The organism is Streptomyces sp. NBC_01142, assembly GCF_026341125.1.
Taxonomy (GTDB): domain Bacteria; phylum Actinomycetota; class Actinomycetes; order Streptomycetales; family Streptomycetaceae; genus Streptomyces.
The window spans coordinates 810341-836605 of record NZ_JAPEOR010000003.1 but is presented as its reverse complement, the minus strand read 5'-3'; the positions used below and the strand labels follow the sequence as shown (position 1 = coordinate 836605).

At 71.0% G+C, this 26265-nt stretch carries 24 protein-coding genes; 12 read left to right on the top strand and 12 right to left on the bottom strand.

Going from position 1 to position 26265, the window contains the following annotated elements:
* Positions 1–5 precede the first annotated feature (5 nt).
* From OG883_RS37805 to OG883_RS37775, 7 genes are all read right to left on the bottom strand, one after another.
* Positions 6–1421, bottom strand: a complete 1416-nt coding sequence (locus tag OG883_RS37805) for an aminobutyraldehyde dehydrogenase (RefSeq protein ID WP_266551295.1) — start codon at positions 1419–1421, stop codon at positions 6–8.
* Positions 1414–2742: an NAD(P)/FAD-dependent oxidoreductase gene (locus OG883_RS37800; protein WP_266551293.1), complete on the bottom strand. Its 1329-nt coding sequence runs from the start codon at positions 2740–2742 to the stop codon at positions 1414–1416. The genes OG883_RS37805 and OG883_RS37800 overlap by 8 nt, the downstream gene beginning before the upstream one ends.
* Positions 2739–3896: an ABC transporter ATP-binding protein gene (locus OG883_RS37795; RefSeq protein WP_266551291.1), complete on the bottom strand. Its 1158-nt coding sequence runs from the start codon at positions 3894–3896 to the stop codon at positions 2739–2741. Before OG883_RS37795 ends, OG883_RS37800 begins: the two co-directional genes overlap by 4 nt.
* Before the next feature lie 5 nt (positions 3897–3901).
* Positions 3902–4831 carry an ABC transporter permease gene (locus tag OG883_RS37790; RefSeq protein ID WP_266551289.1) on the bottom strand — a complete coding sequence of 310 codons (930 nt, stop codon included), beginning with the start codon at positions 4829–4831 and terminating at the stop codon, positions 3902–3904.
* Positions 4828–5730 carry an ABC transporter permease gene (locus OG883_RS37785; protein WP_266551287.1) on the bottom strand — a complete coding sequence of 301 codons (903 nt, stop codon included), beginning with the start codon at positions 5728–5730 and terminating at the stop codon, positions 4828–4830. The genes OG883_RS37790 and OG883_RS37785 overlap by 4 nt, the downstream gene beginning before the upstream one ends.
* Before the next feature lies 1 nt (position 5731).
* Positions 5732–6874 (bottom strand): spermidine/putrescine ABC transporter substrate-binding protein, encoded by a 1143-nt coding sequence (locus tag OG883_RS37780; RefSeq protein ID WP_266551285.1) that lies wholly within the window; start codon positions 6872–6874, stop codon positions 5732–5734.
* Between the two features lie 151 nt (positions 6875–7025).
* A complete protein-coding gene (locus tag OG883_RS37775) occupies positions 7026–8231 on the bottom strand; it encodes an aromatic ring-hydroxylating dioxygenase subunit alpha (RefSeq protein ID WP_266551283.1) in 1206 nt (401 codons plus the stop codon).
* Between the two features lie 398 nt (positions 8232–8629).
* On the opposite strand from OG883_RS37775, the gene OG883_RS37770 reads away from it, so the two are divergent.
* The 8 genes from OG883_RS37770 to OG883_RS37735 all read left to right on the top strand — a co-directional run bounded on the left by OG883_RS37770 (position 8630) and on the right by OG883_RS37735 (position 16875).
* Positions 8630–9040, top strand: a complete 411-nt coding sequence (locus OG883_RS37770) for a hypothetical protein (RefSeq protein WP_266551281.1) — start codon at positions 8630–8632, stop codon at positions 9038–9040.
* A complete protein-coding gene (locus tag OG883_RS37765) occupies positions 9037–10344 on the top strand; it encodes an NADH-ubiquinone oxidoreductase-F iron-sulfur binding region domain-containing protein (RefSeq protein ID WP_266551280.1) in 1308 nt (435 codons plus the stop codon). Before OG883_RS37770 ends, OG883_RS37765 begins: the two co-directional genes overlap by 4 nt.
* Positions 10341–10532 carry a ferredoxin gene (locus OG883_RS37760; protein WP_266551279.1) on the top strand — a complete coding sequence of 64 codons (192 nt, stop codon included), beginning with the start codon at positions 10341–10343 and terminating at the stop codon, positions 10530–10532. Before OG883_RS37765 ends, OG883_RS37760 begins: the two co-directional genes overlap by 4 nt.
* 1 nt (position 10533) lies before the next feature.
* Complete coding sequence (locus OG883_RS37755) at positions 10534–12594, top strand: acetate--CoA ligase family protein (protein WP_266551278.1); 2061 nt, start codon at positions 10534–10536, stop codon at positions 12592–12594.
* Positions 12595–12656: 62 nt separating this feature from the next.
* Positions 12657–13829 (top strand): acyl-CoA dehydrogenase family protein, encoded by a 1173-nt coding sequence (locus OG883_RS37750; protein ID WP_266551276.1) that lies wholly within the window; start codon positions 12657–12659, stop codon positions 13827–13829.
* A 102-nt stretch (positions 13830–13931) separates the two neighbouring features.
* Positions 13932–15101: an acyl-CoA dehydrogenase family protein gene (locus OG883_RS37745; protein WP_266551274.1), complete on the top strand. Its 1170-nt coding sequence runs from the start codon at positions 13932–13934 to the stop codon at positions 15099–15101.
* A gap of 95 nt (positions 15102–15196) precedes the next feature.
* On the top strand, positions 15197–16057 hold the full coding sequence (locus OG883_RS37740) for a 3-hydroxybutyryl-CoA dehydrogenase (RefSeq protein ID WP_266551272.1): 861 nt from the start codon (positions 15197–15199) through the stop codon (positions 16055–16057).
* A gap of 212 nt (positions 16058–16269) precedes the next feature.
* A complete protein-coding gene (locus OG883_RS37735) occupies positions 16270–16875 on the top strand; it encodes a TetR/AcrR family transcriptional regulator (protein ID WP_266551270.1) in 606 nt (201 codons plus the stop codon).
* Positions 16876–17221: 346 nt separating this feature from the next.
* On the opposite strand, the gene OG883_RS37730 is transcribed toward OG883_RS37735, so the two are convergent.
* Entirely contained in the window at positions 17222–17755 is a 534-nt protein-coding gene (locus OG883_RS37730; protein WP_266551268.1) for a type 1 glutamine amidotransferase domain-containing protein, read from the bottom strand.
* Between the two features lie 229 nt (positions 17756–17984).
* Between OG883_RS37730 and OG883_RS37725 the strand changes: the two genes are divergently transcribed.
* The 3 genes from OG883_RS37725 to OG883_RS37715 all read left to right on the top strand — a co-directional run bounded on the left by OG883_RS37725 (position 17985) and on the right by OG883_RS37715 (position 20980).
* Entirely contained in the window at positions 17985–18194 is a 210-nt protein-coding gene (locus OG883_RS37725) for a DUF6381 family protein (RefSeq protein WP_266551266.1), read from the top strand.
* A gap of 516 nt (positions 18195–18710) precedes the next feature.
* Positions 18711–19547 carry an ANTAR domain-containing protein gene (locus tag OG883_RS37720; RefSeq protein ID WP_266551264.1) on the top strand — a complete coding sequence of 279 codons (837 nt, stop codon included), beginning with the start codon at positions 18711–18713 and terminating at the stop codon, positions 19545–19547.
* On the top strand, positions 19466–20980 hold the full coding sequence (locus OG883_RS37715; protein WP_266551262.1) for a PP2C family protein-serine/threonine phosphatase: 1515 nt from the start codon (positions 19466–19468) through the stop codon (positions 20978–20980). Before OG883_RS37720 ends, OG883_RS37715 begins: the two co-directional genes overlap by 82 nt.
* A 42-nt stretch (positions 20981–21022) precedes the next feature.
* Here the strand turns inward: OG883_RS37715 and OG883_RS37710 are convergent, their stop codons facing one another.
* The 4 genes from OG883_RS37710 to OG883_RS37695 all read right to left on the bottom strand — a co-directional run bounded on the left by OG883_RS37710 (position 21023) and on the right by OG883_RS37695 (position 25642).
* Positions 21023–23968: a HAMP domain-containing protein gene (locus tag OG883_RS37710; protein WP_266551256.1), complete on the bottom strand. Its 2946-nt coding sequence runs from the start codon at positions 23966–23968 to the stop codon at positions 21023–21025.
* 447 nt (positions 23969–24415) lie between these two features.
* Positions 24416–24877: an ATP-binding protein gene (locus OG883_RS37705; protein ID WP_266551254.1), complete on the bottom strand. Its 462-nt coding sequence runs from the start codon at positions 24875–24877 to the stop codon at positions 24416–24418.
* A gap of 12 nt (positions 24878–24889) precedes the next feature.
* Positions 24890–25285, bottom strand: a complete 396-nt coding sequence (locus OG883_RS37700) for an STAS domain-containing protein (protein ID WP_266553195.1) — start codon at positions 25283–25285, stop codon at positions 24890–24892.
* Between the two features lie 186 nt (positions 25286–25471).
* Positions 25472–25642 carry a hydrophobic protein gene (locus tag OG883_RS37695; RefSeq protein WP_266551252.1) on the bottom strand — a complete coding sequence of 57 codons (171 nt, stop codon included), beginning with the start codon at positions 25640–25642 and terminating at the stop codon, positions 25472–25474.
* A gap of 166 nt (positions 25643–25808) precedes the next feature.
* Here OG883_RS37695 and OG883_RS37690 point away from each other — a divergent pair, with 166 nt between their 5' ends.
* On the top strand, positions 25809–26249 hold the full coding sequence (locus tag OG883_RS37690) for a hypothetical protein (RefSeq protein WP_266551250.1): 441 nt from the start codon (positions 25809–25811) through the stop codon (positions 26247–26249).
* The last annotated feature ends 16 nt before the right edge of the window (positions 26250–26265 follow it).

Here is a 26265-nt window from a genome sequence, read left to right as displayed (position 1 = left end):
CCCGGTTACAGCATCACGTGCTTGACCTGGGTGTAGTCCAGCAGGCCGGCCATGGACAGGTCGCTGCCGTAGCCGGAGTGTTTGACTCCGCCGTGCGGCATCTCGGACACGGTCGTGCCATGGGTGTTCACCCACACGATTCCCGAGTGCAGCGCCCGGGTCGCCCGCATGGCGCGGTCGTGATCCGTGGTCCAGACACCGGCCGCGAGCCCGAAACGCACGTCGTTCGCCAGCCGGAGCGCCTCGCCCTCGTCGGCGAACCGCTGGACGGTGACGACCGGGCCGAAGATCTCCTCCTGCACGATCTCGTCGGTCTGACGGACGCCGGCTACCACGGTGGCTTCGTGGAAGTAGCCGGGCCGCTGGTTCCCGGATCCCCCGGTGACGATCTCGGCGTGCTCGGGCAGCCTGCTCAACAGGCCTTCCACCGAGGCGAGTTGGGCCGCGCTGTTGAGAGGGCCGAAGTCGGTGCCCGCGCGCTGCTTGTCCGCATGGGCGGCGAAGGCAGCGACGAAGGCGTCGTACACCCGGGCGTGCACCAGGAGCCGGGTCGGGGCGGTGCAGTCCTGGCCCGCGTTGTAGTACGCGACCGTGGCGAGCTCCGCCGCGGTCGACTCGATGTCCGCATCGTCGTGAACGATGACCGGAGCGTTGCCGCCGAGCTCCAGATGGACTCGCTTGAGGTCCGCCGCGGCCGCGGCCGCGATCTCCCGCCCGGCCCGGACGCTGCCGGTGACCGCGATCAGCCGGACCGCCGGGTGGGCGGTGAGCGCCCGGCCGGTGGCACGGTCGCCGCAGAGGACGTTCAGCACGCCCGGCGGCACATGTTCAGCGGCGATCCGGGCCAGCAGGGCCGATGACGAGGGTGTGGTGTCGGCGGGTTTGAGTACGGTCGTGTTGCCTGCCGCCAGGGCCGGGGCGATCTTCCACGCCGCCATCATGAGGGGGTAGTTCCACGGGGTGATCTGTGCGCAGACACCGACGGGTTCACGGCGCAGCAGCGAGGTGCGCCCCTCGGTGTACTCGGCCGCGGCGGCACCCGGCAGATTGCGCGCGGCTCCGGCGAAGTAGCGGAACGTGTCGGTGATCGCGGGCAGTTCGTCGGAACGGAACAGCTCCGACGGCTTGCCGGTGTCGCCGACCTCCGCCGCCACCAGTTCGTCGGCGTGGGCCTCTATTGCATCGGCGATGTGCAGCAGGGCTCGCTGCCGTTCGGCCGGGGTGGTCAGGGACCAGCTCTCGTACGCCGCTGCCGCCGCCGCGCAGGCGGCGTCCGCGTCGGCGGGGCCGGAGCGCGGGGCGCTGCGGTGCGCCTTTCCGGTGGTGGGGTCGACGAGTTCCCTCACCTCACCCGAGGCAGCGGGCCGGTCCGCTCCCCCGATGTGATTGAGGATCACCGCATCGCTCTGGGTCTCAGCCACGGCGCAGGGCCTCCTTTGCCGCGGCGCGGCCGGTGCGTACCGCGCCTTCCATGTAGCCGGCGACCCACTGGTCGGAGCCGCAGACGTAGAAGGGCGGTTCATGGGTCCCGTGCAGCGGGCCGACGGCCATGACATCGCCGGGCGTCCACTGGGTGACGTACCCCTGGGTCCAGGGGTCGGTGCCCCACATCCGCAGATACGTGGTGACCGGCTGGTGTGCCTCCTCGCCGTAGAGGCGGGCGATGTCCGCGAGCAGTTCGTGCCGGCGCAGCGGGGACGGTATGCCGAGCAGTACGCCGTAGCGCTCGGGAGGGACGAGGGCGGAGAGGATTCCCTGGTTCTGCGGCCAGGTGCTGCCCAGGACGCCTTCGCACTCCGAGAGTCCGTTGAGATTCCGGCTGCGCCAGAACGGCTTGTCGTACGCGGCGGCGAACTTGGCCGCGACCGCCTGGCGCTGCCGGTGCAGTGAGGCGAGGCGCTCGTCGGACACGCCGGTGACGGCGACCGAGCGGAGCGGGCCGACGGGCAGGGCGCTGACGACGGCGCCGGCGGAGAGGGATTCCCCGCCGGTCAGACGGACCGTGCAGGCTCCCGGCCGCACGGTGACGGCGTCCACCGGTGCGCCGAGCCGTATCCGGTCGCCGAGGGCGGCGGCCATGCGCAGCGCCACGGTCGCCGACCCCTCGGCGACCCGCAGCCCCTCCCAGTCCTCGTAGTCGTAATGGTCACTGCCACGGTCGCCGCTGCCGGGTACGGCGGCGTGCTTGCGCAGAGCGGAGAGCAGCGAGGTCCGCTCGTACGAGCCGCTCGCGAGGGCGAGTTGGCCGATCTCCCAGAGTCGTACGACCTCGGGGGTGGCTCCTTCGGAGCGCAGCCAGTCGCCGACCGACAGCCGGTCGAGGGCGGTGGCGTCGGGGTGGGACCACGGGTCGTCCGGGTCGACACTGCGCGCCAGGGCGGCGAAGGCGGCGGTGACCCGCCGGTGGCAGGTGTCGTCGCCGGGGCCGAACCAGTGCGGCGGGTCTCCGGCAAAGACACCCTCCGGGGTGGCGCGGGCGATGGCCCCGGGCTCGGCGACATAGCTCGGGATCAGGGTGAGTCCGAGTTCCGCGGCCAGGGCGAGGTAGGCGGTGTGCGCCCGGCCGACCACCTCTCCGCCGAGCTGGACGAGCCGCCCGTCGGGCAGTGCGGTCTGTTCCACGCGCCCGCCGACCCGCTCGCGGGCCTCGAGGACGAGGACGTCCGCTCCGCCCGCGGCCAGGTCGCGGGCGGCGGCGAGGCCGGCGAGTCCCGCGCCGACGACGATGACGTCGTGGTTCATACGCGTCCCTTCGGTGCGTCGCTCAGCCGGTCGGCGGGCCGGTCCAGGACCAGGCAGTGCTCCGGCCTCCAGCCGATCTCGACGCTCTCGCCGCCGCTCCAGCGGTCCTCCATACGGGAGCGGTCGGTGTTCTGCTCCAGTACGGACACGGTGACGCCGGGGGCGAGTTCGATGAGGTAGGTGGTGGTCGGGCCGGAGTAGACGGTCTCCCGGACGACGCCGGTCACCAGGGCCATGTCCGGTGTGAAGTCGGAGAGCCAGATCTTCTCGGGCCGGATGGAGAGGTTGACGCTGCTGCCTTCGGTGACACCGGTGCGGGAGCCGACGGGGAGCGACGGGCCCTGATCGACGACGACCGCGCCGGAGCGGTAGGTGCCGGGCACCAGGTTGGAAGTGCCCATGAAGGAGGCGACGAAGGTACTCGCCGGGCGTTCGTAGACGTCCTCGGGGGTTCCGCACTGCTCGACGTGGCCCTCGTTCATGACCGCGACCCGGTCCGACATGGTCAGCGCCTCGTCCTGGTCATGGGTGACGAAGACGAAGGTGATGCCGATCTCGCGCTGGATCTGTTTGAGTTCGACCTGCATCCGGCGGCGGAGTCTGAGGTCGAGTGCGGCCAGCGGCTCGTCGAGCAGCAGGACCTGAGGGCGGTTGACGAGGGCACGGGCCAGGGCGACCCGCTGGCGCTGGCCGCCGGAGAGGGTGCGGGGTTTGCGGTCGGCGAGGGAGCCGAGCTGTACCCGGTCGAGCATGTTGGCGACGCGTTCGCGGATCTCGGCCCGGCCGACGCCCTTGCGCTTGAGCCCGAACGCCACGTTGTCGGCGATGGAGAGATGGTCGAAGAGGGCATAGCTCTGGAAGACCGTGTTGACGTTGCGCTGGTTGGGCGGCAGACAGGTCACGTCCTCGCCGCCGAGCAGGATGGTGCCGTCGGTGGGGTCGGTGAAGCCGCCGATCATCCGCAGCGAGGTGGTCTTGCCGCAGCCCGAGGGACCGAGGAGGGAGAAGAACTCTCCGGGGGCGATGTCCAGGGTGAGGTCGTGGACGGCGTACGAGTCGCCGTAGCTCTTGCTGACGCCGTCGAGGCGGACGGCGGGCGAGGCGTCCGCGGGTGTCATGGGTATCGCGGACGGCGCGGGTGTCGTGGATGTCACGGGTGTCACTTCCCGGAGAGCAGATCGAGGCCGCCGCGGCGGCCGAACAGGCGCGGGATCGCGAGAGCGAGGGCGATGAGGCCGATGGACCCGGCCAGCATCAGGGTCCCGACCGCGTTGATGGTGGGCTGTACGCCGAAGCGGATGGCCGAGTAGATGCGTACGGACAGCGGCTGCGGGTCGACGCCGGTGGTGAAGTAGGCGAGTACGAAGTCGTCGAAGACGAGAGCGAAGACGAGCACCGCGGACGCGAGGATGCTGGGGAGCAGGGCGGGGAGGGTGACCAGGCGCAGTGACTGCCAGCGGGTGGCCCCCAGATCCATCGCCGCCTCCTCCACCTCCGGGTTGAGGGCGGCGATCCGGGAGCGCAGGATGACCGTCACATAGGAGATGGAGAAGGTGATCTCCGCGAGCATCACGGTGCCGCTGGAGAGGGTGATGCCCATGCCCTTGAAGAGCAGCATGGCCGCGACGCCGGTGACGATTTCCGGGGTGATCAGCGGGACGAGCATGACCAGACCGGCGAGGGAGCCCAGCCTGCTGCGGCAGCGGACCAGGCCGAGGGCGAGGGCGACGCCGAGGATCAGGGAACCGGCCATGGCCACCAGGGACACCCGCAGGCTCATGCCGAGCGAGGCGAGCAGTACGTCGTCGTCGAAGAACGCCGAGTACCAGCGGAGGCTGAAGTCCTTGAAGACGGTGAGGGACTTCTGGGAGTTGAAGGAGAAGAGGACGACGACGCCGATGGGGAGGTAGTAGAGGAGCGCGAAGAACGCGACGGTGACGGCGAGGGCGAAGCGGGGTCTGCGGTCGGTGCCCCGGCGGTGCCGCTTACGGCCCTGCTGCCCGGCCGGAAGGGCGGAACTGCGGGTGCGGCGGGGTGCCGGGCGGATGTCCGGCCGGCGGACCGGGCGGATTGCGGGGCGGAGTGTCATCGGGCTGCCTCCGCCTCGTCCTTGCGGGTGCGCCGGAGATAGCCGAGCATCCCGAGGAACAGGACCGCCATCATCAGCATGGTGAGCGCCGAGCCGAGCGGCCAGTTCTGGCCCTGGAAGAACTTGTCCTGGATCAGGTTGCCGATCATGATCTGGTCGGGCCCTCCCATCAGTTGAGCGCTGACGAAGTCGCCCATGGCGGGCAGGAAGACAAGGACGCAGCCGGCCGCCGCGCCCTGCCGGGTGGCGGGCAGGGTGACGTAGAAGAAGGTCCGCAGCGGACCTCCGTACAGATCGCGTCCCGCCTCGATCAGCGAGACGTCCATGCGCTCCAGTGCCGCGTACAGCGGGATGATCATGAACACGATGAAGCCGTAGACGAGTCCGGCGACGACGCCCGGGCCGGTCTGCAGGATCTTGGTGTCCCCGTCGGCGAGACCGGTGGCGCGCAGGGCTCTCAGCAGCGGCCCGTCGTCGGAGAGGACGACGGACCAGCCGTACATCCGCACCAGGTAGTTCGCGAAGAACGGGACGACGATGGCGGCGATCAGAAGGTTCTTGAAGCGTCCGCCGTGCAGGGCGATGGCGTAGGCGACGGGATAGGCCACGACCAGGCAGATGACGCAGGTGAGCAGTGCGTATCCGAGGGAGCGGAGGAGCACGGCACGGTAGGCCGGATCGGCCATCGCCGCGATGTTGTCGAAGTTGAGTCCGAACTGGGGGTTGCCGAGCGGGTCGGTGGTGCCGAACGCGAGGGCGGCCACCAGCACGAGGGAGGCGATGAGAAATCCGGTCATCCAGAGGGTGCCGGGGATCATCAGCCAGGTCCACAGCCGGGATCCGGAAGCGGAGGCTCCATTGCGTGGGCGTGGCGGCCCGGGGCGCTTGCTCAGTGCCATGTCAGCCGGCCTTCACATGGGTCCAGGCGGTGTCGCGGGCCCGTTCGCCCTTCGAGCTGCCATTGCGGAAGAAGAGGTCGTCCTTGAGGTCGTCGGCGGTGACGAGACACTCGGGGAAGGGCTCGACGAGGGCGGCGTAGGTGTCCTCACTGCCGCGGACCGGCATTGGGTAGCCGATGTACTCGATGTTCTTCTTCACGTTCTCCGGGCGGAGCATGTAGTCGATGAAGAGCATCGCCGTGCCGGGGTGCCGTGCGTTGGTGGGGATGGCGTAGCAGTCGGAGTTGACCGGGGCGCCTTCTCGCGCGACTTCGAAACCGAGGACCGAGGGGTCCTTCGCCTGCCCGAGCATGGCGGCCATGTCACCGCTCCACGCCTGGGTCATGACCGCGTTGCCGTTGAGCAGGTTGTTGTAGCTGTCACTGGAGAAGCCGCGCAGATGGGGCCGGAGCGACTGCAGTGTGTCGGTGATGCGGTCGAGGTCACCCCCGTCATCGGTGCTGACGCCGAGGCCGAGCTTGAGCGCACCCATACCGAGCACCTCGTCCCGGTCGTCGAGCACGAAGACCTTGCCCTTGGCGCGGACGTTCCACAGATCGTCCCAGGAGCCGGCGAGGTGGTCGCCGATCCGGTCCTTCCGCCAGCCGATCCCGGTCTTGTACATGGTGAACGGGACGGTGTGCGCGGAGCGGGGGTCGTACCAGGGATCGGCGAAGTAGCTGTACTCACCGAACACGGAGTCGGCGTGTCTCAGCCGGGTGTGGTCGATGCGGCGCAACCGGCGTCCGGCGGTCAGGCGCTGGGCCCATTTCGCCGTGGGGAAGATCAGGTCGTACCGGTTCCCGGCATTGAGCTTGGCGGCCATGCCCTCCATGGAGTCGAAGTTCGACTGGATGACCTTGACGCCGTACTCCTTCTCGAACCCCGCGAAGACGGCGGGGTCGATGAAGTCGGCCCAGTTGAAATAGACCAGGTCGCCGTCGACCCGGACGTTGATCGGTGCGTCGGGATCGCCGTGGGCATCCGGGTCCTCGGGGAGGAATCCGCAGCCCGCCGTCGTAAGGCCGAGGCCCAGACCGAGGGCCGCGCCGGAGCCGGTGCGGAGGAAGGAGCGGCGGGACAGTGGGGGTGCCTCGGGGGACATCGGTGGTCCTCTCCGTGGGTCCGTAGGGGACGAACACTGCTTCAGGGCGCGGTCACGGACGCACGGATGCCTGACTCCGTGCTCGACCAAGGAGCCGCAGGACGGTGCGGGGCACACCGTCCGGCTCGTGGGGCTCCTCGCCGGGAGCGGTTTACCGCTCCCGGCCGTCGGGGCCTTCGGGGCCTGCGTCGGGGTCGCCGGCCCCGTCGAGGGCTTCGCGGACCCGGCCGGCGAACCAGCCGACCGCCGATTCGCGGCGGGACAGCGGCCCGGGCTCGAAGCCCGGCGTGGTCAGTCCTTTCTGCACCCGGGCCACCAGCTCGGCGTCCTCGTCGTTGGTGATCCAGCCGATGTGGATGTTGAGGCGCCGGGCGAGGCGGGTGCGCAGTCCGGTCCCGCGACGGGTGTAGAACGCGCCGGGTACGGCCACGCGGTCCACGGCCGTCGGGATTGCGGTCCAGGCAAGCACATGGTCGGGGTAGAAGTCGATGAGTGTGTTGGGATAGATCACGGCATACCGCCAGACCCTGCGGTCGGCCTCGGTGAGACCGGGCATGGGAGCGGCAACCTGCTGGTAGAGGCGCTCGGCCCAGTTCGAGGAGGGCTTGTCCCGCAGCGGTGAGGCGAACAGGGCGTAGGACTCCTCGATCTCGCAGGTGTAGCCCTGGTAGTCGAGGAGGCGCATCAGCCCCGGGTGGGCCACCGGCACGTGGTAACCCTCGAGGTAGTTGTCGACGGCCACTTTCCAGTTGGCGTGCTGGACTTCGGCGCCGTCCAGATCGTGGATACGGCTGCGGCCGACCGGCACCAGATCGTCTCCGGCGTAGTGACCGACCGCCTCGGCGAGTCCGGCGCACTGCTCGGCCAGCGGTACGGCATCCGGGTCGAGGTTGACGAAGACAAAGCCGAGAAACGATTCGACGCGGACGGAGAACAGCCCGAGCCGGGGTTTGTCCAGGCAGGGGATCTGCCGTGCCTCGGGTGCTCCGACCAGGCGTCCGTCGAGTTTGTACGTCCAGCCGTGGTAAGGGCAGCGGATGGCCTTGCCGGCCGGTTCGGGGGCGGTGACCAGCCGGGTTCCGCGATGCCGGCAGATGTTGAGATGGGCGGCGAGGCCGCCGTCCTCGGTCCGGACGACCAGAACCTCGCGTCCGGCGGCCGTGGCGGCGAGCCGGGCCCCGGGTCCGGGCAGATCGGATTCATGGCACACGAGCTGCCAGGACCTGGCGAAGATGTGCCGGGTTTCGGCGGCCGCCGTGTCCGGGTCGGTGTAGTAGCGGGCGGACAGTGCCTGACCTGGGCTGTCCTGACACTGCTGCGTCGGCGGTGCTACGGGGGCGGGGGCTTCGGGCTGCATCGGCTGACTCCTCCATGCCGCGTGTGCGGCGATCGGTGTTGAGGCGGCCCACAGGTGGTCAGCGGGCCGTGGCAGGGGACACCCGAATCGCGCTAACTAATTGGTCAGTCAGATTGCTGCCGCGTTTCCATGGTGTCAAGACTTGCGGACTGACTAATTGATTAGTTAGTATAGTCGCCATCGCTGCTCCCGGCATTTCGCCGGGAGACCGAAGTCACCCGGGCGGTGCCCGCCCGGGCCCGTACCGCCCAAGTCCTCCGTCGTACGGCACTCCGCTTCCGCGGCAGTGAGCCGCCGAGGCAGTTCCTCGCCCCCTCGGCTCCCCGCCGCCCGGCCGACGCCGTGACACGGCTCCCCGCCTCTCCCCATCCCTCTCCATCCCCCTCCCGGAGGCACGCATGAGCGGTCGTCGGAGTCTGGTCTGGCTCGGGCTCACCCCCGAACCCGAGCGGGAACTGCCCCCCACGGTGGCCGCCCTGCGCACCCCTGAGCGCAGTACGGCCACCGCACCACCCCACCTGGCGGCGGCCGAGCGGCGCCGTGTGGAGAGCCTGATCCTGCACGGCAGCCGGCGCAGCTGGCTCCGCTACCTCGCGGAGGTCACCGATCTGGTGACCGCCGTCGCCGACGGCTCCCGCCCGGGCGACCGGCGGGCCGCGCTGCTGGCGGGAGAGGTGGTGCTCGACCACCACCGCATGCTCATCGGTCTTCCCGGCCCCGGTTACGACCGGACCGCGACAGACCGCAGAGCCCTGGAAGACGCGGTAAGGACCCTGCGTACCGGCGCGGCGGAAGGAGGACGGGGATGAGCGCGACCGTGATCCGATCCCTGATGCCGGGCCTCCCCGGCACCCTGCTCGGCATGTCGCCGGAGACGGCAGAGAGCGCCGCGGCCTACGTCGCCGCGGGCGGCTACCGGGACACGGCCGGCCAGGACCGGCTGCTCGAGCACATCGCCGCGGCCGGTCTGTGCGGCCGGGGTGGCGCCGGTTTCCCGGTCGCCGTGAAGCTCCGGGCGGTCCGGGACGGTGGCGTCGCACCGGTCGTGGTGGCCAACGGAGAAGAGGGCGAGCCCGGCTCGGCCAAGGACCGCTGGCTGCTGCGGGCCCGGCCCCACCTCGTCCTGGACGGCCTTGCCCGCGCCGCCGCCATCACCGGCGCCGTACGGGGTTATGTCTACCTCTCCGACCCGGTGGCGGGCGCACACGTCCGCCGGGCTCTCGCCGAGCGGGTTCCCGGGCTGCCGGTCGAGGTGATCGAGACCGCGCACGCCTATGTCGCCGGCGAGGAGACCGCGGTCGTACGCAGGATCAACGGCGGACCCGCCCTGCCCACGGCCAAGCCGCCCCGTCCGTTCGAGCAGGGCGTGGACGACCGGCCGACCCTGGTCTCCAATGTCGAGACGCTGGCCCGGATCGCGCTCATCGCGGCCCGGCCGGACCTGCGCCGACGGACCGCCCTGTCCACCTTGGTGACGCTGTCCGGCGGGCAGGGCACATCGCTGCTCGCCGAGGTGCCGTACGGCACCACACTGCGTGCCCTGGCCGCCGCCCAGGGCACGCCCGATGCGACCGGTGCCCTCATGGGCGGGCTGTTCGGCGGGCTGATCGACACCGGTTCCCTCGAGCTCCCCCTCGATCCCGCCGCGCTCGCCGCCGCGGGCACCGCACTGGGCTGCGGCGCGATCCGCTTCCTCGCCCCCGGCGAATGCCCGGTGGCGGTGGCCGCCGACGCCGTGGGCCACCTCGCGGCCGAGAGCGCCCGGCAGTGCGGTGTCTGCGTGGCGGGTACCACCTCGATCCGCGACACCCTGCGGGGACTCACCACCGGCGCGGCCGTCCCCGACGCCGTCAGTCGGCTGCTCCGGTGGTCCACCGGCCTGCCCGGGCGCGGCGCGTGCGGCCTGCTGGACGCCGCAGCCGGCACCGCCGCGAGCCTCCTGCGGGCCCATCCGGAACTTGCCGGGGCCCACCTCGGGTCCCCCTGCCCGGCCTGCGCCGCGGCCCCTGCCGACGGCGGCCGCCGGCTCGCCGTGGCCGTACCGGAGGTCACGGACACACCGACCGGCTTCACCCCTGCATCCGCTGTGCCCGCGCTGAAAGGAACACCGTGAAACTCCTTCTCGACTCCACGCTCTGCCAGGGCTACGGCCTCTGCCAGGAACCCGGACCCGACCTCGTCGAGCTCGACGAGTGGGGCTACGCGGCCGTCATCGCCGTACCGGTGCCCTCCGGCCGTGAAGCGGCCGCCCGCACCTGCGCCGAGGCCTGCCCCAACGCCGCTCTCCGGCTGGAGAAGTGACGTGGCACGCGATCTGACCGCGCTCTTCGACCCCAAGTCCGTCGCCGTGGTCGGCGCCAGCGACGATCCGGCGAAGTACGGCCACGCGGTTGCCTCCCAGGCGCTGCGCGCCCCCGGCCGCCGTCCCGTCCACCTGGTGAACCGCCGCGGCGGCACCGTCCTCGGCCGTACCGCGCCCACCTCCCTCGCCGAGATCGGCGAACCCGTCGAGCTGGTGGTGATCTCCGTACCGGGTCCGGGCTTCGAAGCCGCCGTCGACGACGCTCTCGCCTGCGGCGCCCGGGCGATCGTCGGCATCACCGCCGGTTTCGCCGAGAGCGGCCCCGCCGGACTGGCCCGACAGCGCGCGATCGCCGACCGGGTACGGGACGCGGGAGCCGTACTGGTCGGCCCCAACTGCCTCGGGATCGCGGACAACACGACCGAGCTGTACCTGGCCTCCGACAGCTTCGCACCCGGCCACGTCGCCCTCCTCAGCCAGAGCGGCAACCTCGCGCTGGAACTCCAGCTCCGCTGTGCCCCGCACGGACTGGGCTTCTCCCGCTTCGTCTCCCTGGGCAACCAGGCCGATGTCACCCTGGTCGACCTCGTCGAGGACTGTGCGCGCCACGAAGCCACCTCGGCCATCGCCGTGTACGCCGAGGACTTCGGCGACGGCCGGGCCTTCGCCCAAGCCGCCGCGGCGGCGGGCAAGCCCGTCGTACTGCTCACGGCGGGACGCGGCTCCGCCTCGGCCCGCAGCGCCCAGTCGCACACCGGCGCGCTCACCACCTCCTCCGACGTGGTGGCCGCGGCGTGCCGCGACGCGGGGGTCGAACTGGTCGCCACGGCACGCGAGATGACCATCGTGCTGGCCGCGCTCCACGCGGGCTCCCGCACCGCCGGCCGGCGCACCGCGGTCTTCACGGACGGCGGCGGCCACGGTGTCATCGCCGCCGATGCTGCCGAGGCCACGGGGCTGGACGTCCCCGAGTTCGGCGCCCCGGCCCAGGAACAGCTCAGGGCCCTGCTGTGGGAGCAGTCCGCGGTGGGCAACCCGGTCGACCTGGCCGGGATGGGCGAGCAGGACCCGCGTTCGTACGCCACCACGGTCGGCGGGCTGCTCACGACCGACGAGGTGGATGCCGTCCTGATGACGGGGTACTTCGGCGGCTACGCGGCCTCCAACGGCGGGCTCGGTGGCGGGGGCGCGGCCCTCGGCGAGGGCGAGAGGCAGGCCGCCCGGGAGATCGTCACGCACTGGCGGGCGACGCCCAAGCCCCTGGTCGTGCAGTCGATGTATCCGCAGTCGCCGAGTTGCCGGACGCTGGCCGACGCGGGGATACCGGTGTTCGCCGCCACGGAGGACGCCGCGCGCGCACTGGCCGCGATGACGGGTTCGCAGGTGGCCACGTCACCTCGGGTCGCCCCGCTCCCGCGGGCTGCGACGCCCCTGAAGGACGCCGGGTACCACGGCGTCCGGGCTCTGCTCAGTGCCGCCGGAGTGCCGTTCCCGGCGGCGCGCGAGATCTCGGACGAGGCCGGGCTGCTCGCCGCGGCCGAGGAGTTCGCCGGTCCGTACGTGCTCAAAGCACTGCATGTGCTGCACAAGTCCGACGCGGGCGGCGTGGCGCTGCGACTCGCGGACCGGGACGCACTGCTCGCCGCGTACCGGGACATGGACGCCAGGCTCGGCGCGTCCGCCTACTCGGTCGAGGCCATGGCCGACCTCACGGACGGTGTCGAGCTGATCGTGGGGGTGAACCGCGACCCCCGGTTCGGTCCGGTCGCCATGGTCGGGCTCGGCGGAGTTCTCACCGAGACCCTGCACGATGTCGCCTTCTCCCTGGCGCCCGTACCGGCTCTGCGTGCCGAGGAGCTGCTGCGGAGTCTGCGGACCGCGGCGCTGCTGGCAGGCGTCCGCGGCCGGCCCGGCGTCGACGTGGCCGCCGCGGCGGCCGTGATCGAACGCATCACGGCGGTCGCCGCCGCCCACCCCGAGATCGCCGAACTCGAGGTCAATCCGCTGCTGGTCCGCCCGGACGGCGTACTGGCCCTGGATGCCCGGGCCGTACTGGCCTGACCGCCTCCCCTTCCCCCGCCGCTCACCCCCCGCTCATCCCCACCGATTCCGGAGGACGCACGATGGACTTCCGCTACACACCCGAGCAGGCCGACCTCAAGGCGAGGTCCGCCGCGTACGCCCGGCTGCTGATGCAGTACGAGGACCGGTCCGAGGAGGCGGGCGGACCGCTGCCCGCCGACACGGTCCGCGAGCTGACCCGCGCCGCGATCGACGCCGGCGTCTACGCGATCAACATGCCCGCCGAGTGGGGCGGGGCAGGCCTGTCCCTGCTCGACCAGGTCATCGTCGAGGAGGAGTTCGGGAAGGTCACCAACTGTCTCTGGGACATCCCCTGGCGGCCCGCCAACGTCCTGGCGTACGGCACCGAGGCGCAGCGTGAGAAGTATCTGCTGCCCGTGATCCGGGGCGAGCGCTTCGACGCGTTCGCGGTGACCGAGCCGGGCGCGGGATCCGACCCCGGATCGGGCACCAGCACCGCCACCCGTACCAACGGCGGATGGCTGCTGAACGGTGAGAAGTGGTTCGTGACGTGCGGTGACATCGCCGACTTCCTGCTGGTGCAGGCCGATGCCGGACCGGAGCGGGCGGCGACGCTCTTCTTCGTGGACAAGCAGGCGCCGGGCGTCGAGATGACGCGTGTGCCGCGCTTCATGCACTCGGCGGTGAACGGGCACCCCGAGTTCGTCTTCACCAATGTCTTCGTCCCCGACGAGGACGTGCTCGGCGGCGTCGGCAACGGCTACGACCTGACGAAGGAGTGGTTCACGGACGAGCGGCTCATGATTGCGGCGCGGACCACCGGTGCCGCCGAGCGGGCCCTCGAACTCGCCCGGGACTGGGCCGTCGAGCGCCGCCAGTTCGGCTCCCCCATTGCCGACTTCCAGCTGATCCAGGGCATGCTCGCCGACTGCGCCGTCGACATCGCCGTCAACCGCGCCTACACCCACCAGGTCGCCTGGGAAGCGGACCAGCCGCACACCGACCGCAAGACCCTGCACGCGAAGGCGTCGACGGCGAAGCTCGCGGCGAGCGAGGCGGCCGGCCGGGTCATCGACCGCTGCGTCCAGATCTTCGGCGGACGCGGCTACGACCGCTCCTACCCCGTCGAACGCCTCTACCGCGAACTGCGCGTCGACCGCATCTGGGAAGGCACCTCCGAAATCCAGCGCCTCATCGTCGCCAACGAGCTCATCAAGCGCGGCACCCGGGCGCTTGCGCTGCCCCGCTCCTGACGCCTGGCCCGTACCCGCCCCATCCGTACCCGCCGTCCCCTCCCTGCCCGCCATCCGTGCCCCGTACGGGCCCGCCGTACGTACACAACCCCGAGGACCGACATGGACTTCCGTCTCACCGCCCGTCAGGAGGAGCTCAAGAGCTCCGCGCGCGGGCTCACCGAGTTCATCATGAAGTACGAGCAGGACTGCGAGGAGAACAACGGTCTGCCCCCGCAGGCGCATGCCGAAATCCGCGACGCCGTGCTCGACAGCGGGCTGCAGGCGGTCAACATGCCCGCAAAGTGGGGCGGCGCCGGGCTCTCGATCCTGGAACAGGCCACCGTCCAGGAGGAGCTCGGCCGGCTCACCGGCGCACTGTGGGACATGGTGTGGCGCCCGGCCAACGCCCTGCGCTTCTGCACCCCCGAGCAGCGCGAGCGATACCTCGTGCCCGTCATCCGGGGCAGGCGGCGCGACTGCTACGCCGTGACCGAGCCCGAGGCCGGTTCCGACCCGCAGAACCTCAGGACCACAGCGACGCGGACCGCGGACGGCTGGGTACTGAACGGCGAGAAGTGGTTCGTCACCGTCGGCGACCACGCCGACTTCATGATCGTGCTCGCCGCCGCCGGTGAGGAGGGCGCGCCGACCCTCTTCCTCGTCGACAAGGAGACACCGGGCATCGAGATGACGCGTGTGCCGCGCTTCATGCACACCTTCGTGTACGAGCACCCCGAGTTCACCTTCACCGATGTCCGGGTCCCCGAGGACGCCGTGCTCGGCGGCATCGGGAAGGGGTACGACATCACCCGGTCCTGGTTCACCGAGGAACGGCTCATGATCGCGGCGCGGACCACCGGTGCCGCCGAGCGGGCCCTCGAACTCGCCCGGGACTGGGCCGTCGAGCGCCGCCAGTTCGGCTCCCCCATCGCCGACTTCCAGCTGATCCAGGGCATGCTCGCCGACTGCGCCGTCGACATCGCCGTCAACCGCGCCTACACCCACCAGGTCGCCTGGGAGGTGGACCAGGGCCTGGCCGACCGCAAGACCCTGCATGCCAAGGCGGCCATTGCCAAGCTGTCGGCGAGCGAGGCGGCCGGCCGGGTCATCGACCGCTGCGTCCAGATCTTCGGCGGACGCGGCTACGACCGCTCCTACCCCGTCGAACGCCTCTACCGCGAACTGCGCGTCGACCGCATCTGGGAAGGCACCTCCGAAATCCAGCGCCTCATCGTCGCGGGCGAACTGGTCAAGCGAGGCATGGGCGTTCTGCAGATCCCCTCCGCCTGAGGCGGGGGAGGCCCGGCCCCGGGCAAGGACCGGGCCTCCCGAGGACGGGGCCGGGCCGCCCCGGCGCACATCCGACCGAGAGAAGTGAGGACCCGATGGGCGCAATCGAGCGGATCGGGATCGTGGGCTGCGGCCTGATGGGATCCGGCATCGCCGAGGTGTGTGCAAGGGCGGGACGGGAAGTCGTGGTCGTCGAGTCGAGCCGTACGGCAGCCGACGCCGGGCTCGGCCGCATCATCGCCTCGCTGGACCGTGCCACCGCCGCCGGGAAACTGTCCGGCGAGGACCGGGATGCCGCGCTGGCGCGGATCGTGACCACCACGGACATGGACCGGATGGCCGACCGGGATCTGGTCGTGGAGGCCGTGGCCGAGGACGAGGCGGCAAAGCTGGCGGTGTTCACCCGGCTCGACGCGACCATGGAGCGCCAGGACGCGATTCTGGCGACCAACACCTCCTCCATCCCCGTGATCCGGCTCGCGGCGGCCACGGCGCGCCCGGAACAGGTGGTGGGCCTGCACTTCTTCAATCCGGTTCCCGTGCTCCCCCTGGTCGAACTGGTGCCGTCGCTGCTGACCGGCGAGAACACCGCACGGCGCGCGGAGGAGTTCGCCTCCGGCGTGCTGGGCAAGCAGGTTGTCCGCGCCCGGGACCGGGCCGGGTTCATCGTCAATGCCCTGCTCGTCCCCTATCTGCTGGCAGCGGTACGGATGGTCGAGTCGGGCACGGCGTCGGCCGAGGACATCGACCGGGGGATGGTCCTGGGCTGCGCCCACCCACTCGGACCGCTCGCGCTGACCGACCTCATCGGGCTCGACACCACACAGGCCATCGCGGAGTCGATGTACGAGGAGTTCCGGGAGCCGCTCTACGCGCCGCCGCCGCTGCTGGCCCGGATGGTCGACGCGGGTCTGCTCGGCCGCAAGTCGGGCAGGGGCTTCCACACGTACCGATGACCGCCGCAGCCATGAGCCTCGCGCTCATGAACGCCGCAGCCATGGACTCCGTACCGATGAACGCCGTACCGAAGCCGTGCGGTTCGTCGCGGAGCCCGGGCCGGGCCCGCAGTCCGCGGCGATACGCGAAGATGGAACGCGGCGGCGGTGGGCGGGCAGCCCGCCCACCGCTCCGTGACACCGAATCGACCCCGGGGAGCACCGACGTGGCCATGGCAGAACGCACGCGCGAAACACGTGAGCGGATCCTCGCCGCGGCGTGCGAAGTGATCGCCGAGGTCGGCTTCGAGAAGATCCGTATGCGCATGGTCGCGGAGCACGCAGGTGTCTCGACGGCACTGCTCCACTACCACTTCGAGAACCGCGAGAAGCTCTTCGCGGAGGCGATGACGCACTCCTTCGCCCAGACCGGCACCGAGCTCGAACGAGACGCCGACTCGGTGCCTGCCTCGGTCGTCCTGGCGCGCATCCTGCACAGCCTCCTCCCCACGGATCCCGAACTCCGGCAGGACTGGAGGCTGTGGCAGGAGCTGTGGGTACGGGCCCTGCGCGACGGCGCGGCGCAGCACCTCGCCGTCGATCTCTACGACCAGCTCCACACGTGGGTGGGGCAGGCGCTCAAGCGCGGCATCGACTCGGGGGAATTCGCCGACTGCGACGTCGACGCCACGAGCACGCTGCTGCTCGCCCTGTGCGACGGGTTCGGCATCCGTCTGATGCTGGGTGACCCGAAGGTCTCTCTGGACGGGGCTCAGGCCGCCATCTGGGGAGCCGTCGCCCCGACACTCGGGGTACCGGCGGAGTTCCCGGCCCTCTGACCGCCCGAGCTCCGACCGCCCGAGCTCTGACCGCCCGAGCTCCGACCGCACAGCTGAAGCCACGCCGCCGGACGCAGCCGTACTGCGGTCAGTCGGGGGGTTCCGGAAGGGGGCGCTCCCCTGGGTCCGGACCGGGGTCCGGGGGCGGTTGCTCATCGGGAGGGCCTCCTGGTCCGCCGGGCTCCGGCTCGGGAGGCTGCGGATCGCGCGGTACCGGCTGCGGCTCGCTCGGCACCGGGCCGGGTCGTTCAGGGGGCGGTGCTGTCGTCATGGCCTCTTCCTTCCGTCGCACGGGCTGGGGTCACCCGGTCGGTTGCGCGGACCCTTGCGCCGGCCCTTGCGCCGATCAGCCGCCGAACTCCTTGAGGAACGCCGAGCAGAAGGCCTTCAGATCGGCCGGCTTCCGGCTCGTGACAAGGGTGGCGGGGGCGGCGTCGCAGACGTGTACCTCCTCGTCGACCCACGTACCACCGGCATTGGTGATGTCGGTCCGCAGGCTGGGCCAGGAGGTCAGCGTCCTGCCGCGCAGCACGTCGGCCTCCACCAGGGTCCAGGGGGCGTGACAGATCGCCGCGACGGGCTTGCCCGCGCCGATGAACTCCTTCACGAAGGCCACGGCCCGGGCGTCCCTCCGCAGTACGTCCGGATTGGCGACCCCTCCGGGCAGAACAAGCCCGTCGAAGTCCTCGATGGAGCTGTCGGCGACCGTGCGGTCCACGGGGAAGGTGTCGGCCTTGTCCAGATGCTTGAACGCCTGCACGTGGCCGGACCGCGTCGAGATCAGTTCCGGCGTACCGCCGGCGTCGGCCACTGCCTGCCAGGGTTCGGTCAGCTCGACCTGCTCGACACCCTCAGGAGCCATGAGAAACGCGACTCGCATGTCACTCACGTCCTTCCACGAATACACTCGGTGTACGCACAGCGTCTGCCCTCGAGCATGCCTCTCACGCGCGCGAACGGCTCGCGGATTGCCCGCCCGACCTGACGGATGCCCGCTGACGCGTTTGGCCACCGGCGGTGGGGGCAGCCGCACCAGCGCCCCGGCGCCGGGATCGTGCGCGGAGCACGCTGTGCGCCCGGCCCGGGTACAGACCGGAGCGGAGGCCACCATGAGCGATCAACACAGTGGACGAGTGCGCGCGGAGTACGAGCATGACAAGGCCGAGCAGTTGCTGCGCCGGGCACGGCTCTCGACGGACCCGGACGAGGCCGAGCGGCTCCGTGACCGGGCTCGGCAGATGAAGGAACACAGCGAATCGGCACTTCGCCATTCACGGGAGATGGAGACGAGGGACTCGCCGGAGGAGTACCCGAGGTAGAGCCGTGCTCGGCAGGGGCGGTACCGGATTCCATGTCGCCCGCGGCAGGGGCGTGCCGACATCCGGGAGAGCGCCCGCGAGGTCGTCCGCGGCCGCGTGCGGGGTGTCGCGTTGCTCCAGAAGACGTGTCGCCGGGCCCTGGACGACTGCGCTGTCCGTGGTCAACCGGGAGCCGTGGCGGGGCGTTCCCACAGCCGTTCGGCGTGGTGGAGGCCGGCCAGGCGGGCCCATGTGCGTACAGCGGGAGTGCTCGGACCAGCCCGGGCCTGTCCCGGTGGACCGCGCAGCGCCGCCCCTCATGCGTACGACGGGGCCGGGCCCCGGTGCGATGTCCGCGGCGGAGTCGGCTTCCGCGATGGCCAAACGGCCCGCCGCCGGCGGGACTGGACCGCCCGACGCCCGCCGGCGCGAACCGGTACCGCTGCCCTGTCCGGGATGCCCGAGTAGAATCCGGTTCGTCGCGATCATGTCGCGACCAGCGCCGCGAACACATGACCTCCTGGAGACGGAGACGTCATGATCATGCCCGAGCAGGAGCCGCCTCCGGGCCCCGGCGCGGCGGAGGGCGACCTTTCCGCGGCGGTCACCGAGCTCGCGGCTGAGGTCGCCGCCGTACGCGCCGACCGGGCCAGCGGCCACCTGCTCGATCTCGCCGCCGGAATTCTCGTCGCGCAGCTCTCGGTGACGCCGTCGGACGCCGCCGACCATCTGCTCCGGCTCGCCGCGTCCACCGGTCTGAGCCCGGAAGATCTCGCGGCCGACATTGTGAACGCCGCCTCGGGGACGGTCGTCGCGGCCCCGGCCGAGGACGGTGAGGGCGTGGCGCAGGCGCGCAGGGCGCGCCGGGCGGTGGCATCGGCGGAGACCGGCGACACGATCGGGGATGTCGCGGTGACCTTGCTGGAGGGCGGGCTGCGCCCCCTCGGCGTACAGGCGCTGTGGTTGTGGCGCCTCACGGCCACGGACTGCCTGCAACTGGCAGGCCACGCCGGGGTGAGCGCCTCGGAGGCGTCGCACTGGCAGTGGATCCCCCCGGAGGCGGGGGCCCGCTGCACCGCGCGCTGGCCGAGGCGTCGCCCGCCTGGCTCCCCACCGGGCCGCCGCCGGGCGAGCATCTGCCGGGGCCGGGCCACGAGGCCGGGCGCGCCGTCCTGCCGCTGCGCCACCGGGGGGTGGTCGCGGGTCTGGCGCTGGCCGTCTGGCCGGGAACCGCCGACCTCGACGAGCGTGCCCGGCGCGCGCTCACGGGGCTCACGGAGCCGGCGGCACGGATGCTCGACGATGCCGCCCCCGATCCGGCGGAGCCCGGGGTGCTGGCCGCGCTGCTCGACCTGCTCGCCCATCCGGCCATGACGGTGCGCACGGATCCGGCGACGGCCGGCTACCGCGTCGAGCATCTCAATCCCGCGGCGCTGAAATCGGCCGACGGCATGCACGCACCGGCCGGCCGGCCGCTGGCGCAGGTCCTCCCCCATGCCCACGCCGATCTCGTGCGTCTGGTGGAGCGCGCGCGGTCCGCCGCCGCACCGCAGTACGCGGCCCGGCTGCCGACCACCCACCGCCACGGCGGTCCGGAACCGATGCTCGATGTCCGCGTGCTGCCGCTCGGTCCGGGCCGCACGGTCGTGCTCTGGCATTCCACCAGCGACACGGGCCTTTCCGTCGCGCGCGTGCTGGGCCGCCTGGAGAAGATCGCGTCGTTCGAGGACGACCTGACCACCGGCGCATCCCGGTGGAGCGACCAGGCGTACGCGATCTTCGGCCTGGCTCCCGGCACACCGCCGGTGCCGCTGCGGCTGCTGGGCCCTCGGCTGCACCCGGCGGACACCGACCGCCTGACAGACCTTCTCACCGCCCTCAACGACCGTCTGGAGGGCGCGCACATCGTCGTACGGGCCGTCCGCGACGAAGGCGGGCTGCGCCATGTGCGTATCGCCGCCGAACCCCTGCTGACCGACGGTGTACTCACCGGTGTCACCGGCATCTATCAGGACGTCTCCGCCCAGCACCACACCGAGGTCGCCCTCTCCGCCTCCTTCGACGAGCTGACCGCGGTCCAGGCCAAGGCAGCGCTGCGCCATCAGCTGGTCCTCCAGCTCCAGGAGGCGATCGTCCCCGAGGTACCCACACTCCGGGAGCCCGCCGGTCTCCAGGTCGCGGCCCGGTACCGGCCGGCGGCCGAGGAGTACCGGGTCGGCGGGGACTGGTACGACCTGCTGCCGCTGCCGGACGGCCGGGTACTGGTGGCGGTCGGCGACATCGCCGGGCACGGCATCGACGCCGCGACCGGCATGGTCGCGCTGCGCAACGCACTGCGCGGACTGGCCTTCACCGGCCACTCCCCCGGCCGCCTCATGCGGTGGCTGAACGAGGTCACGCTGCAGACCCCGGGGCACCCCACCGCCACCGCGGTGTGCGCGCTGTACGACCCGGCCGACCGATCACTGTGCTGGGCGAGCGCCGGGCATCTGCCGCTGCTGCTCCTGCGCGAAGGGACGGCACGGTTTCTCGAGTCCCCGCGCAACATCCTGCTGGGTGCCGTACCGGCCGCGGACTACGGGGAAACCCTGACACCACTGCTGCCCGACGACACCCTGGTGCTCTACACCGACGGGTTCATCGAGCGGCGTCACAAGGGGCTCGACGAGAGCCTCGCGGTGCTGCGACGGGCGGCCGAGAGACTGTGCCCGGGCGCGGTCGACGAGCAGGCCGACCGGCTGATGATGGCCGTCACCGGGGACACCGAGGACGACACGAGCCTCGTCGTGGTCCGGGTGGTGTCCTGAGAGGGCTTCGGCGTCCGGCCGGAGGTGCGCCACCGCTCGCGGTCAGCGGGCGGTGAGCCAGGTGCGGATCCTGCCGATCAGGTCGTCCGCGTCGACGGGTTTGGTGACGTAGTCGTTGGCTCCGGCTGCCAGGGCCTTGGTCCGGTCACCGGGCATGGCCTTGGCGGTGACCGCGATGATCGGGACGTCGGCGAACCTGGGCATCGCCCTGATCGAGGCGGTGGCGGCGTAGCCGTCCATGCCGGCCATCATCACGTCCATCACGACGAGGTCCACCTCGTCGTGCGCGGAGAGCAGTTCGATCCCCGACCTGCCGTTCTCGGCCTGGAGCACCCGCATCCCTTCGCGCTCCAGGATCTCGGTGACCGCAAAGACGTTGCGGACGTCGTCGTCCACGACCAGCACGGTGTGTCCGGCCGTCGAGACGGCCTCGAAGAGCCGGGCGTCAGGGCTGTGCCCTGTGTCGTCGTCGGACAGGGAGCGTTCCGGGCCGCGCTCGACGTGGACGGGCAGATAGAGCGTGAAGCTGCTGCCCCGGCCGACGGTGCTCTCCGCGACGATCACGCCGCCGAGGAGCTGTGCCACCTCGCGGCTGATGGACAGGCCGAGTCCGGTTCCGCCGTAGCGGCGTGCGGTGGTGCCGTCGCCCTGCTGGAAGGCGCCGAAAATGGTCTCCAGGCGGTCGGCGGGGATGCCGATTCCGGTGTCGGTGACCCGGAAGGCGAACACCGGGCCGGCGCCGCGCAGTGCCGGGGGCAGTTCGTCCTCACCGGCCCTGTCGACGCGCAGTTCGACCCGGCCCTGGTCGGTGAACTTCAGTGCGTTGGCGAGCAGATTGCGCAGCACCTGCCGGAGCCGGGACTCGTCGGTGACCAGTTCCACCGGGATGTCCCGCGCCGTGACCACCCGGAACTCCAGCTCGTGCTCGCTCGCCACGGGCCGGAAGGTCGCCCGGACGTACTCCAGCAGTTCCTCCAGCAGGACGGGCTCGGGGTGGATGTCCATCTTTCCCGCTTCGACCTTCGACAGGTCCAGGATGTCGTTGATCAGCTGAAGCAGGTCGGACCCGGCGGAGTGGATCACCTCGGCGTAGTCGACCTGCTTGTCGGTCAGGTTGCCCTCGGTGTTCTGGGCGAGCAACTGGGCAAGGATGAGCAGGCTGTTGAGCGGGGTACGCAGTTCGTGGCTCATGTTGGCCAGGAACTCGGTCTTGTACATCGAGGTGCGCGAGAGCTGCTGGGCGCGGGCCTCCAGTTCCTGGCGCGCCTGCTCGATCTCGAGATTCTTGCGCTCGATGTCCCGGTTGCGGTCCGCGAGCAGCGCCGCCTTCTCCTGCAGTTCGGCGTTGGAACGCTGAAGGTCCTTCTGCCGGGACTGGAGCTCCTGGGAACGGGCGCTGAGTTCGGCGGTGAGGCGCTGGGACTGGCCCAGCAGTTCGTCGGTGCGCGCGTTGGCGATCAGTGAGCTGACGTTGACGCCGACCGTCTCGATGAACTGCTCGAGGAAGTCCAGGTGGATGGCGGTGAAGGGGCGCAGCGCGGCGAGTTCGATGACGCCCAGGACCTGGTCCTCGACGACGATCGGCAGCACGATCAGGGTGGTGGGGTCGGCGGAACCGGTACCGGAGGCGATGGTCGCGTATCCGGGCGGGAGGTCGTCGACGGTGATCGTCCGGCGGCTGCGCGCGGCCTGGCCGACGAGGGACTGGCCGAGGCGGAAGCGCCGCGGCCCTGCGGCGGGGTCGTCGGGGGCGCCGTACGACGCGATCATGAGGAGTTCGGTGCCGTGGGAGCTCTCCTCGGCCAGGAAGAAGGCGCCGTACTGCGCGGATACGAGCGGGGCCACCTCATTCATGATCAGCTCGGCGATCGCGGAGAGATCCCGGGTGCCCTGCATAAGGCTGGATGTACGGGCCAGATTGGTCTTGAGCCAGTCCTGTTCCTCGTTGGCACGGGTGGTCGCGCGCAACGACTCGACCATCGCGTTGATGTTGTCCCTGAGGTCACCGACCTCGCCGGGCGCCTCGACCGTGATCGAACGGGTGAGGTCGCCCTCGGCGACCGCGCTGGTCACCTCGGCGATGGCGCGCACCTGGCGGGTGAGGTTGCCGGCCAGTTCGTTGACGTTCTCGGTGAGGCGCTTCCAGGTGCCGGAGACGCCCTCCACTTCGGCCTGGCCGCCGAGCCGGCCCTCGCTGCCGACCTCGCGGGCCACCCGTGTGACCTCGGCGGCGAAGGACGACAGCTGGTCGACCATGGTGTTGATGGTGGTCTTGAGCTCCAGGATCTCCCCGCGGGCGTCGACGTCGATCTTGCGGGTGAGATCGCCCCGGGCGACGGCCGTAGTGACCTGGGCGATGTTGCGGACCTGATTGGTCAGGTTGGTCGCCATGGAGTTGACGTTGTCGGTGAGGTCCTTCCAGGTACCCGACACCCCATGGACGGCGGCCTGGCCACCGAGGTCGCCTTCCGTGCCGACCTCGCGGGCGACCCGGCTGACCTCCTCGGCGAACGAGGAGAGCCGCTCGACCATCGTGTTGATGGTCTCCTTGAGTTCGAGGATCTCCCCGCGTGCGTCGACTCTGATCTTCTGGGTGAGGTCGCCGCGCGCGACGGCCGCCGCGACCTGGGCGATGGACCGTACCTGGGACGTGAGGTTGTCGGCCATGGTGTTGACGCCCGTGGTCAGCTCCAGCCACACGCCACTGAGGCGGGGTACCCGGGCGTGGCCGCCGAGCAGGCCCTGGCCGCCCACGTCCCGGGCGACACGGGTGACCTCCGAGGCGACCAGGGACAGCTGGTCCAGCATGCCGTTGTAGATCGCCGCGATCTCGCCCAGCAGGCCTTCGGCGTCGTCCGGCAGGCGCGTGGTGAAGTCGCCGTCACGTACGGCGGTGAGCCCGGCGAGCAGCCTCCTGAGCCCCTCCTCGCTCAGTTCCGCGGTGGGCCGGGCGGCTCCGGCCCCCGGGGGGTGAGCAGGATCTTCCATGACTGACCTCGCGCTGTCGTCACTCACGACGCCGGGCTTACGGGCCCTGCCGGGCGAGGGTCCTGCGCGGCCTCAGTCCACTGTGGCACGCAGCGTCGCGCGGGACACCCGGGCCGGTTCGGAACTCGACGGCGGGACACCCGGGCCGGTTCGGAACTCGACGGCGGGACACCCGGGCCGGTTCGGAACTCGACGGCGGGAGACCCGGGCAGGACCGTGCCCCGGCCATGGGGCGCCCCGGGCCGGGGCGGACATGTGTGTTCCGGCGACAGTCCCGCCGCAGTCGGCAGCGCCCGGCCACCCTCTTTCGTCGGAGGAGCCGCACCTCAAGCCTCACCCGTACCGACCGGGCCCCGGAGAAACAGCCGTTTCCCCGGCTTCCGCCGGACGTCCGGCGCGGTTGCCCGCGACCGCAGGCCTCCCCGGAGATCCCCGTGCCCCTGACCGTCAGCGGAGAGCCTGCTGCCCCCGATGGCGAGCACCCCGCAGCGGAGACGGCACCTCAAGCCAGACCGTCTTGCCGTCCCCCCGAGGCGTCGTCCCCCAGCTCCGCGAGAGCCGGTCGAACACGATCAGACCGTGGCCGCCGGGCAGCGCCAACTCGCCGGGCGGGCGTGGGCGCGGGTGCTCGGGGCTGCCGTCGGTGACCTCGATCCGCAGCCGCTCGTCGGTGCAGTTCAGGACCAGCTCCGTCGGTCCGCCGGCATGCTGGCACGCATTGGTGACCACTTCGGACACGAGCAACAGCACGTCGTCGACGACCGCTTGATGTTCCTCGTCGACGGCGGGGGTCCAGTGCCAGTCCGCCAGTGCTTCCCGGCTGAAGTTCCGGCAACGGCTCACCACGCCCTTGATACCGAACAGCGCGAGGCGCCGGGTCTGCCCAGTCGCCCGGAGGCCTTCGCTCATGAGCGCCCTCCGCTACTTCTGCCGCCGGTCCGCCAGTGCGTCGTCGAGACCGGCGTACACCCGGAACACGGCATCCGCCCCGGTGATGTCGAACATCCGGGCGACCGGCGGCTGCAGGGCGGCCAGTTCCACCCGGCCACCCGCCTCCCGTGCGGCCAGCCGGGCCCGGAGCAGGGCGTTGAGCCCGGTGGAGTCGCAGAACTGCAGATCCGTGCAGTCGACCAGGATCCGCTCGACTCCGGCATCCACCGCCTCGGCGAGCGCCTCGCGCAGCGGCTCGGCCGTGTCGTGGTCGAGTTCACCGCCGAGCACCAGCACGACGGTGTCCGCTCCCGCCCTCACCGCGACGGTGAAACGCGCGCCGCCGACGCCCGCACCCTCCGGCTTCCCGGTAAATCCCGACACGATGCTCAGGTCTCCTGCCCTTCCGGCTGAGGGAATTCACTACGACTATTGCCGCTCTACCGCGTCTCGGCCAGTCGCAGCCGGACTCGGCGCGATGACGCGCGCGCCCGGCTGCGCCATTTCGGTGACCGACCCGACGGCCGGCACCCGCCAGTCGGGTGCCGGCCGAAGTCGGTCATGAGACCTCGCCTACCAGCGGTACCAGCGTGACCGTCCACCTCCGGCGACCGGGCCGCGGAAGAAGAACCCCAGCAGCCAAACGACCAGCACTGCCAGCGCGATGTACCAGAGCACTTCGGTGGCGAATCCGACCCCGAAAAGAATCAGGATCAGCAGCAACACCAAGAGGAGCGGGACCATGACAGTACCTCCGCATCTTCAGGTCTCCGGAATGCGGGTGCCCCGAACACGGGTACTCAAGCGTCGCGGCAGGCGACGGGATTTCAATCTCGGACAACTATGATCCGCTGTCTGTGGTCTATTTCTGATGTGTCGGCCCAACCAGTGGCGAAAGAAGGCTCGTCCGATGACAACGCCCCTTGAACATCCGACGGGCGACATCCGTCCATTCGAGCTGCTGAGCGTGACCCTGCAGGCCGAGGGTTACGACGAGATGGCGGTCGCACTCCCTTCCCCGGATGAATCCGGAGCCGTTGCCCAGCCCCCTCCTTTCCCCCTCAGGGAAGGTTCGGATATCCGCATCACGCTGGTCTTCCGCATCGGCAGGGCCGTCGAGGGGCTGAAATACGTGGACCTGAGGAAGCGGCAGGGCTCCGAGGTGAGCAGGACCGAAGTGCTGCTCGGCAGCTATCGCCCCGGCGGCCCCTACGAGCTGACCCTTCCCCCCGAGCGGCTCCCGATCGGGCACTTGGCCCGCGATACGTACGAGGTGACGGGAACGTTCGTGGACGCCGACGACAACGTCCTGGGCCACGAGACCCACAGCTTCGAGATCACGAAGGACTGAGCGTGCTCGTCCCGGA

Bases quoted from the DNA above. Each gene is read 5' to 3' on its own strand.
- OG883_RS37800 (WP_266551293.1), bottom strand. From the start codon at position 2,742: ATGAACCACGACGTCATCGTCGTCGGCGCGGGACTCGCCGGCCTCGCC.
- OG883_RS37790 (WP_266551289.1), bottom strand. From the start codon at position 4,831: ATGACACTCCGCCCCGCAATCCGCCCGGTCCGCCGGCCGGACATCCGC.
- OG883_RS37785 (WP_266551287.1), bottom strand. From the start codon at position 5,730: ATGGCACTGAGCAAGCGCCCCGGGCCGCCACGCCCACGCAATGGAGCC.
- OG883_RS37780 (WP_266551285.1), bottom strand. From the start codon at position 6,874: ATGTCCCCCGAGGCACCCCCACTGTCCCGCCGCTCCTTCCTCCGCACC.
- OG883_RS37775 (WP_266551283.1), bottom strand. From the start codon at position 8,231: ATGCAGCCCGAAGCCCCCGCCCCCGTAGCACCGCCGACGCAGCAGTGT.
- OG883_RS37770 (WP_266551281.1), top strand. From the start codon at position 8,630: ATGAGCGGTCGTCGGAGTCTGGTCTGGCTCGGGCTCACCCCCGAACCC.
- OG883_RS37765 (WP_266551280.1), top strand. From the start codon at position 9,037: ATGAGCGCGACCGTGATCCGATCCCTGATGCCGGGCCTCCCCGGCACC.
- OG883_RS37750 (WP_266551276.1), top strand. From the start codon at position 12,657: ATGGACTTCCGCTACACACCCGAGCAGGCCGACCTCAAGGCGAGGTCC.
- OG883_RS37745 (WP_266551274.1), top strand. From the start codon at position 13,932: ATGGACTTCCGTCTCACCGCCCGTCAGGAGGAGCTCAAGAGCTCCGCG.
- OG883_RS37740 (WP_266551272.1), top strand. From the start codon at position 15,197: ATGGGCGCAATCGAGCGGATCGGGATCGTGGGCTGCGGCCTGATGGGA.
- OG883_RS37735 (WP_266551270.1), top strand. From the start codon at position 16,270: ATGGCAGAACGCACGCGCGAAACACGTGAGCGGATCCTCGCCGCGGCG.
- OG883_RS37730 (WP_266551268.1), bottom strand. From the start codon at position 17,755: ATGCGAGTCGCGTTTCTCATGGCTCCTGAGGGTGTCGAGCAGGTCGAG.
- OG883_RS37725 (WP_266551266.1), top strand. From the start codon at position 17,985: ATGAGCGATCAACACAGTGGACGAGTGCGCGCGGAGTACGAGCATGAC.
- OG883_RS37720 (WP_266551264.1), top strand. From the start codon at position 18,711: ATGATCATGCCCGAGCAGGAGCCGCCTCCGGGCCCCGGCGCGGCGGAG.
- OG883_RS37715 (WP_266551262.1), top strand. From the start codon at position 19,466: ATGCTCGACGATGCCGCCCCCGATCCGGCGGAGCCCGGGGTGCTGGCC.
- OG883_RS37710 (WP_266551256.1), bottom strand. From the start codon at position 23,968: ATGGAAGATCCTGCTCACCCCCCGGGGGCCGGAGCCGCCCGGCCCACC.
- OG883_RS37705 (WP_266551254.1), bottom strand. From the start codon at position 24,877: ATGAGCGAAGGCCTCCGGGCGACTGGGCAGACCCGGCGCCTCGCGCTG.
- OG883_RS37695 (WP_266551252.1), bottom strand. From the start codon at position 25,642: ATGGTCCCGCTCCTCTTGGTGTTGCTGCTGATCCTGATTCTTTTCGGG.
- OG883_RS37690 (WP_266551250.1), top strand. From the start codon at position 25,809: ATGACAACGCCCCTTGAACATCCGACGGGCGACATCCGTCCATTCGAG.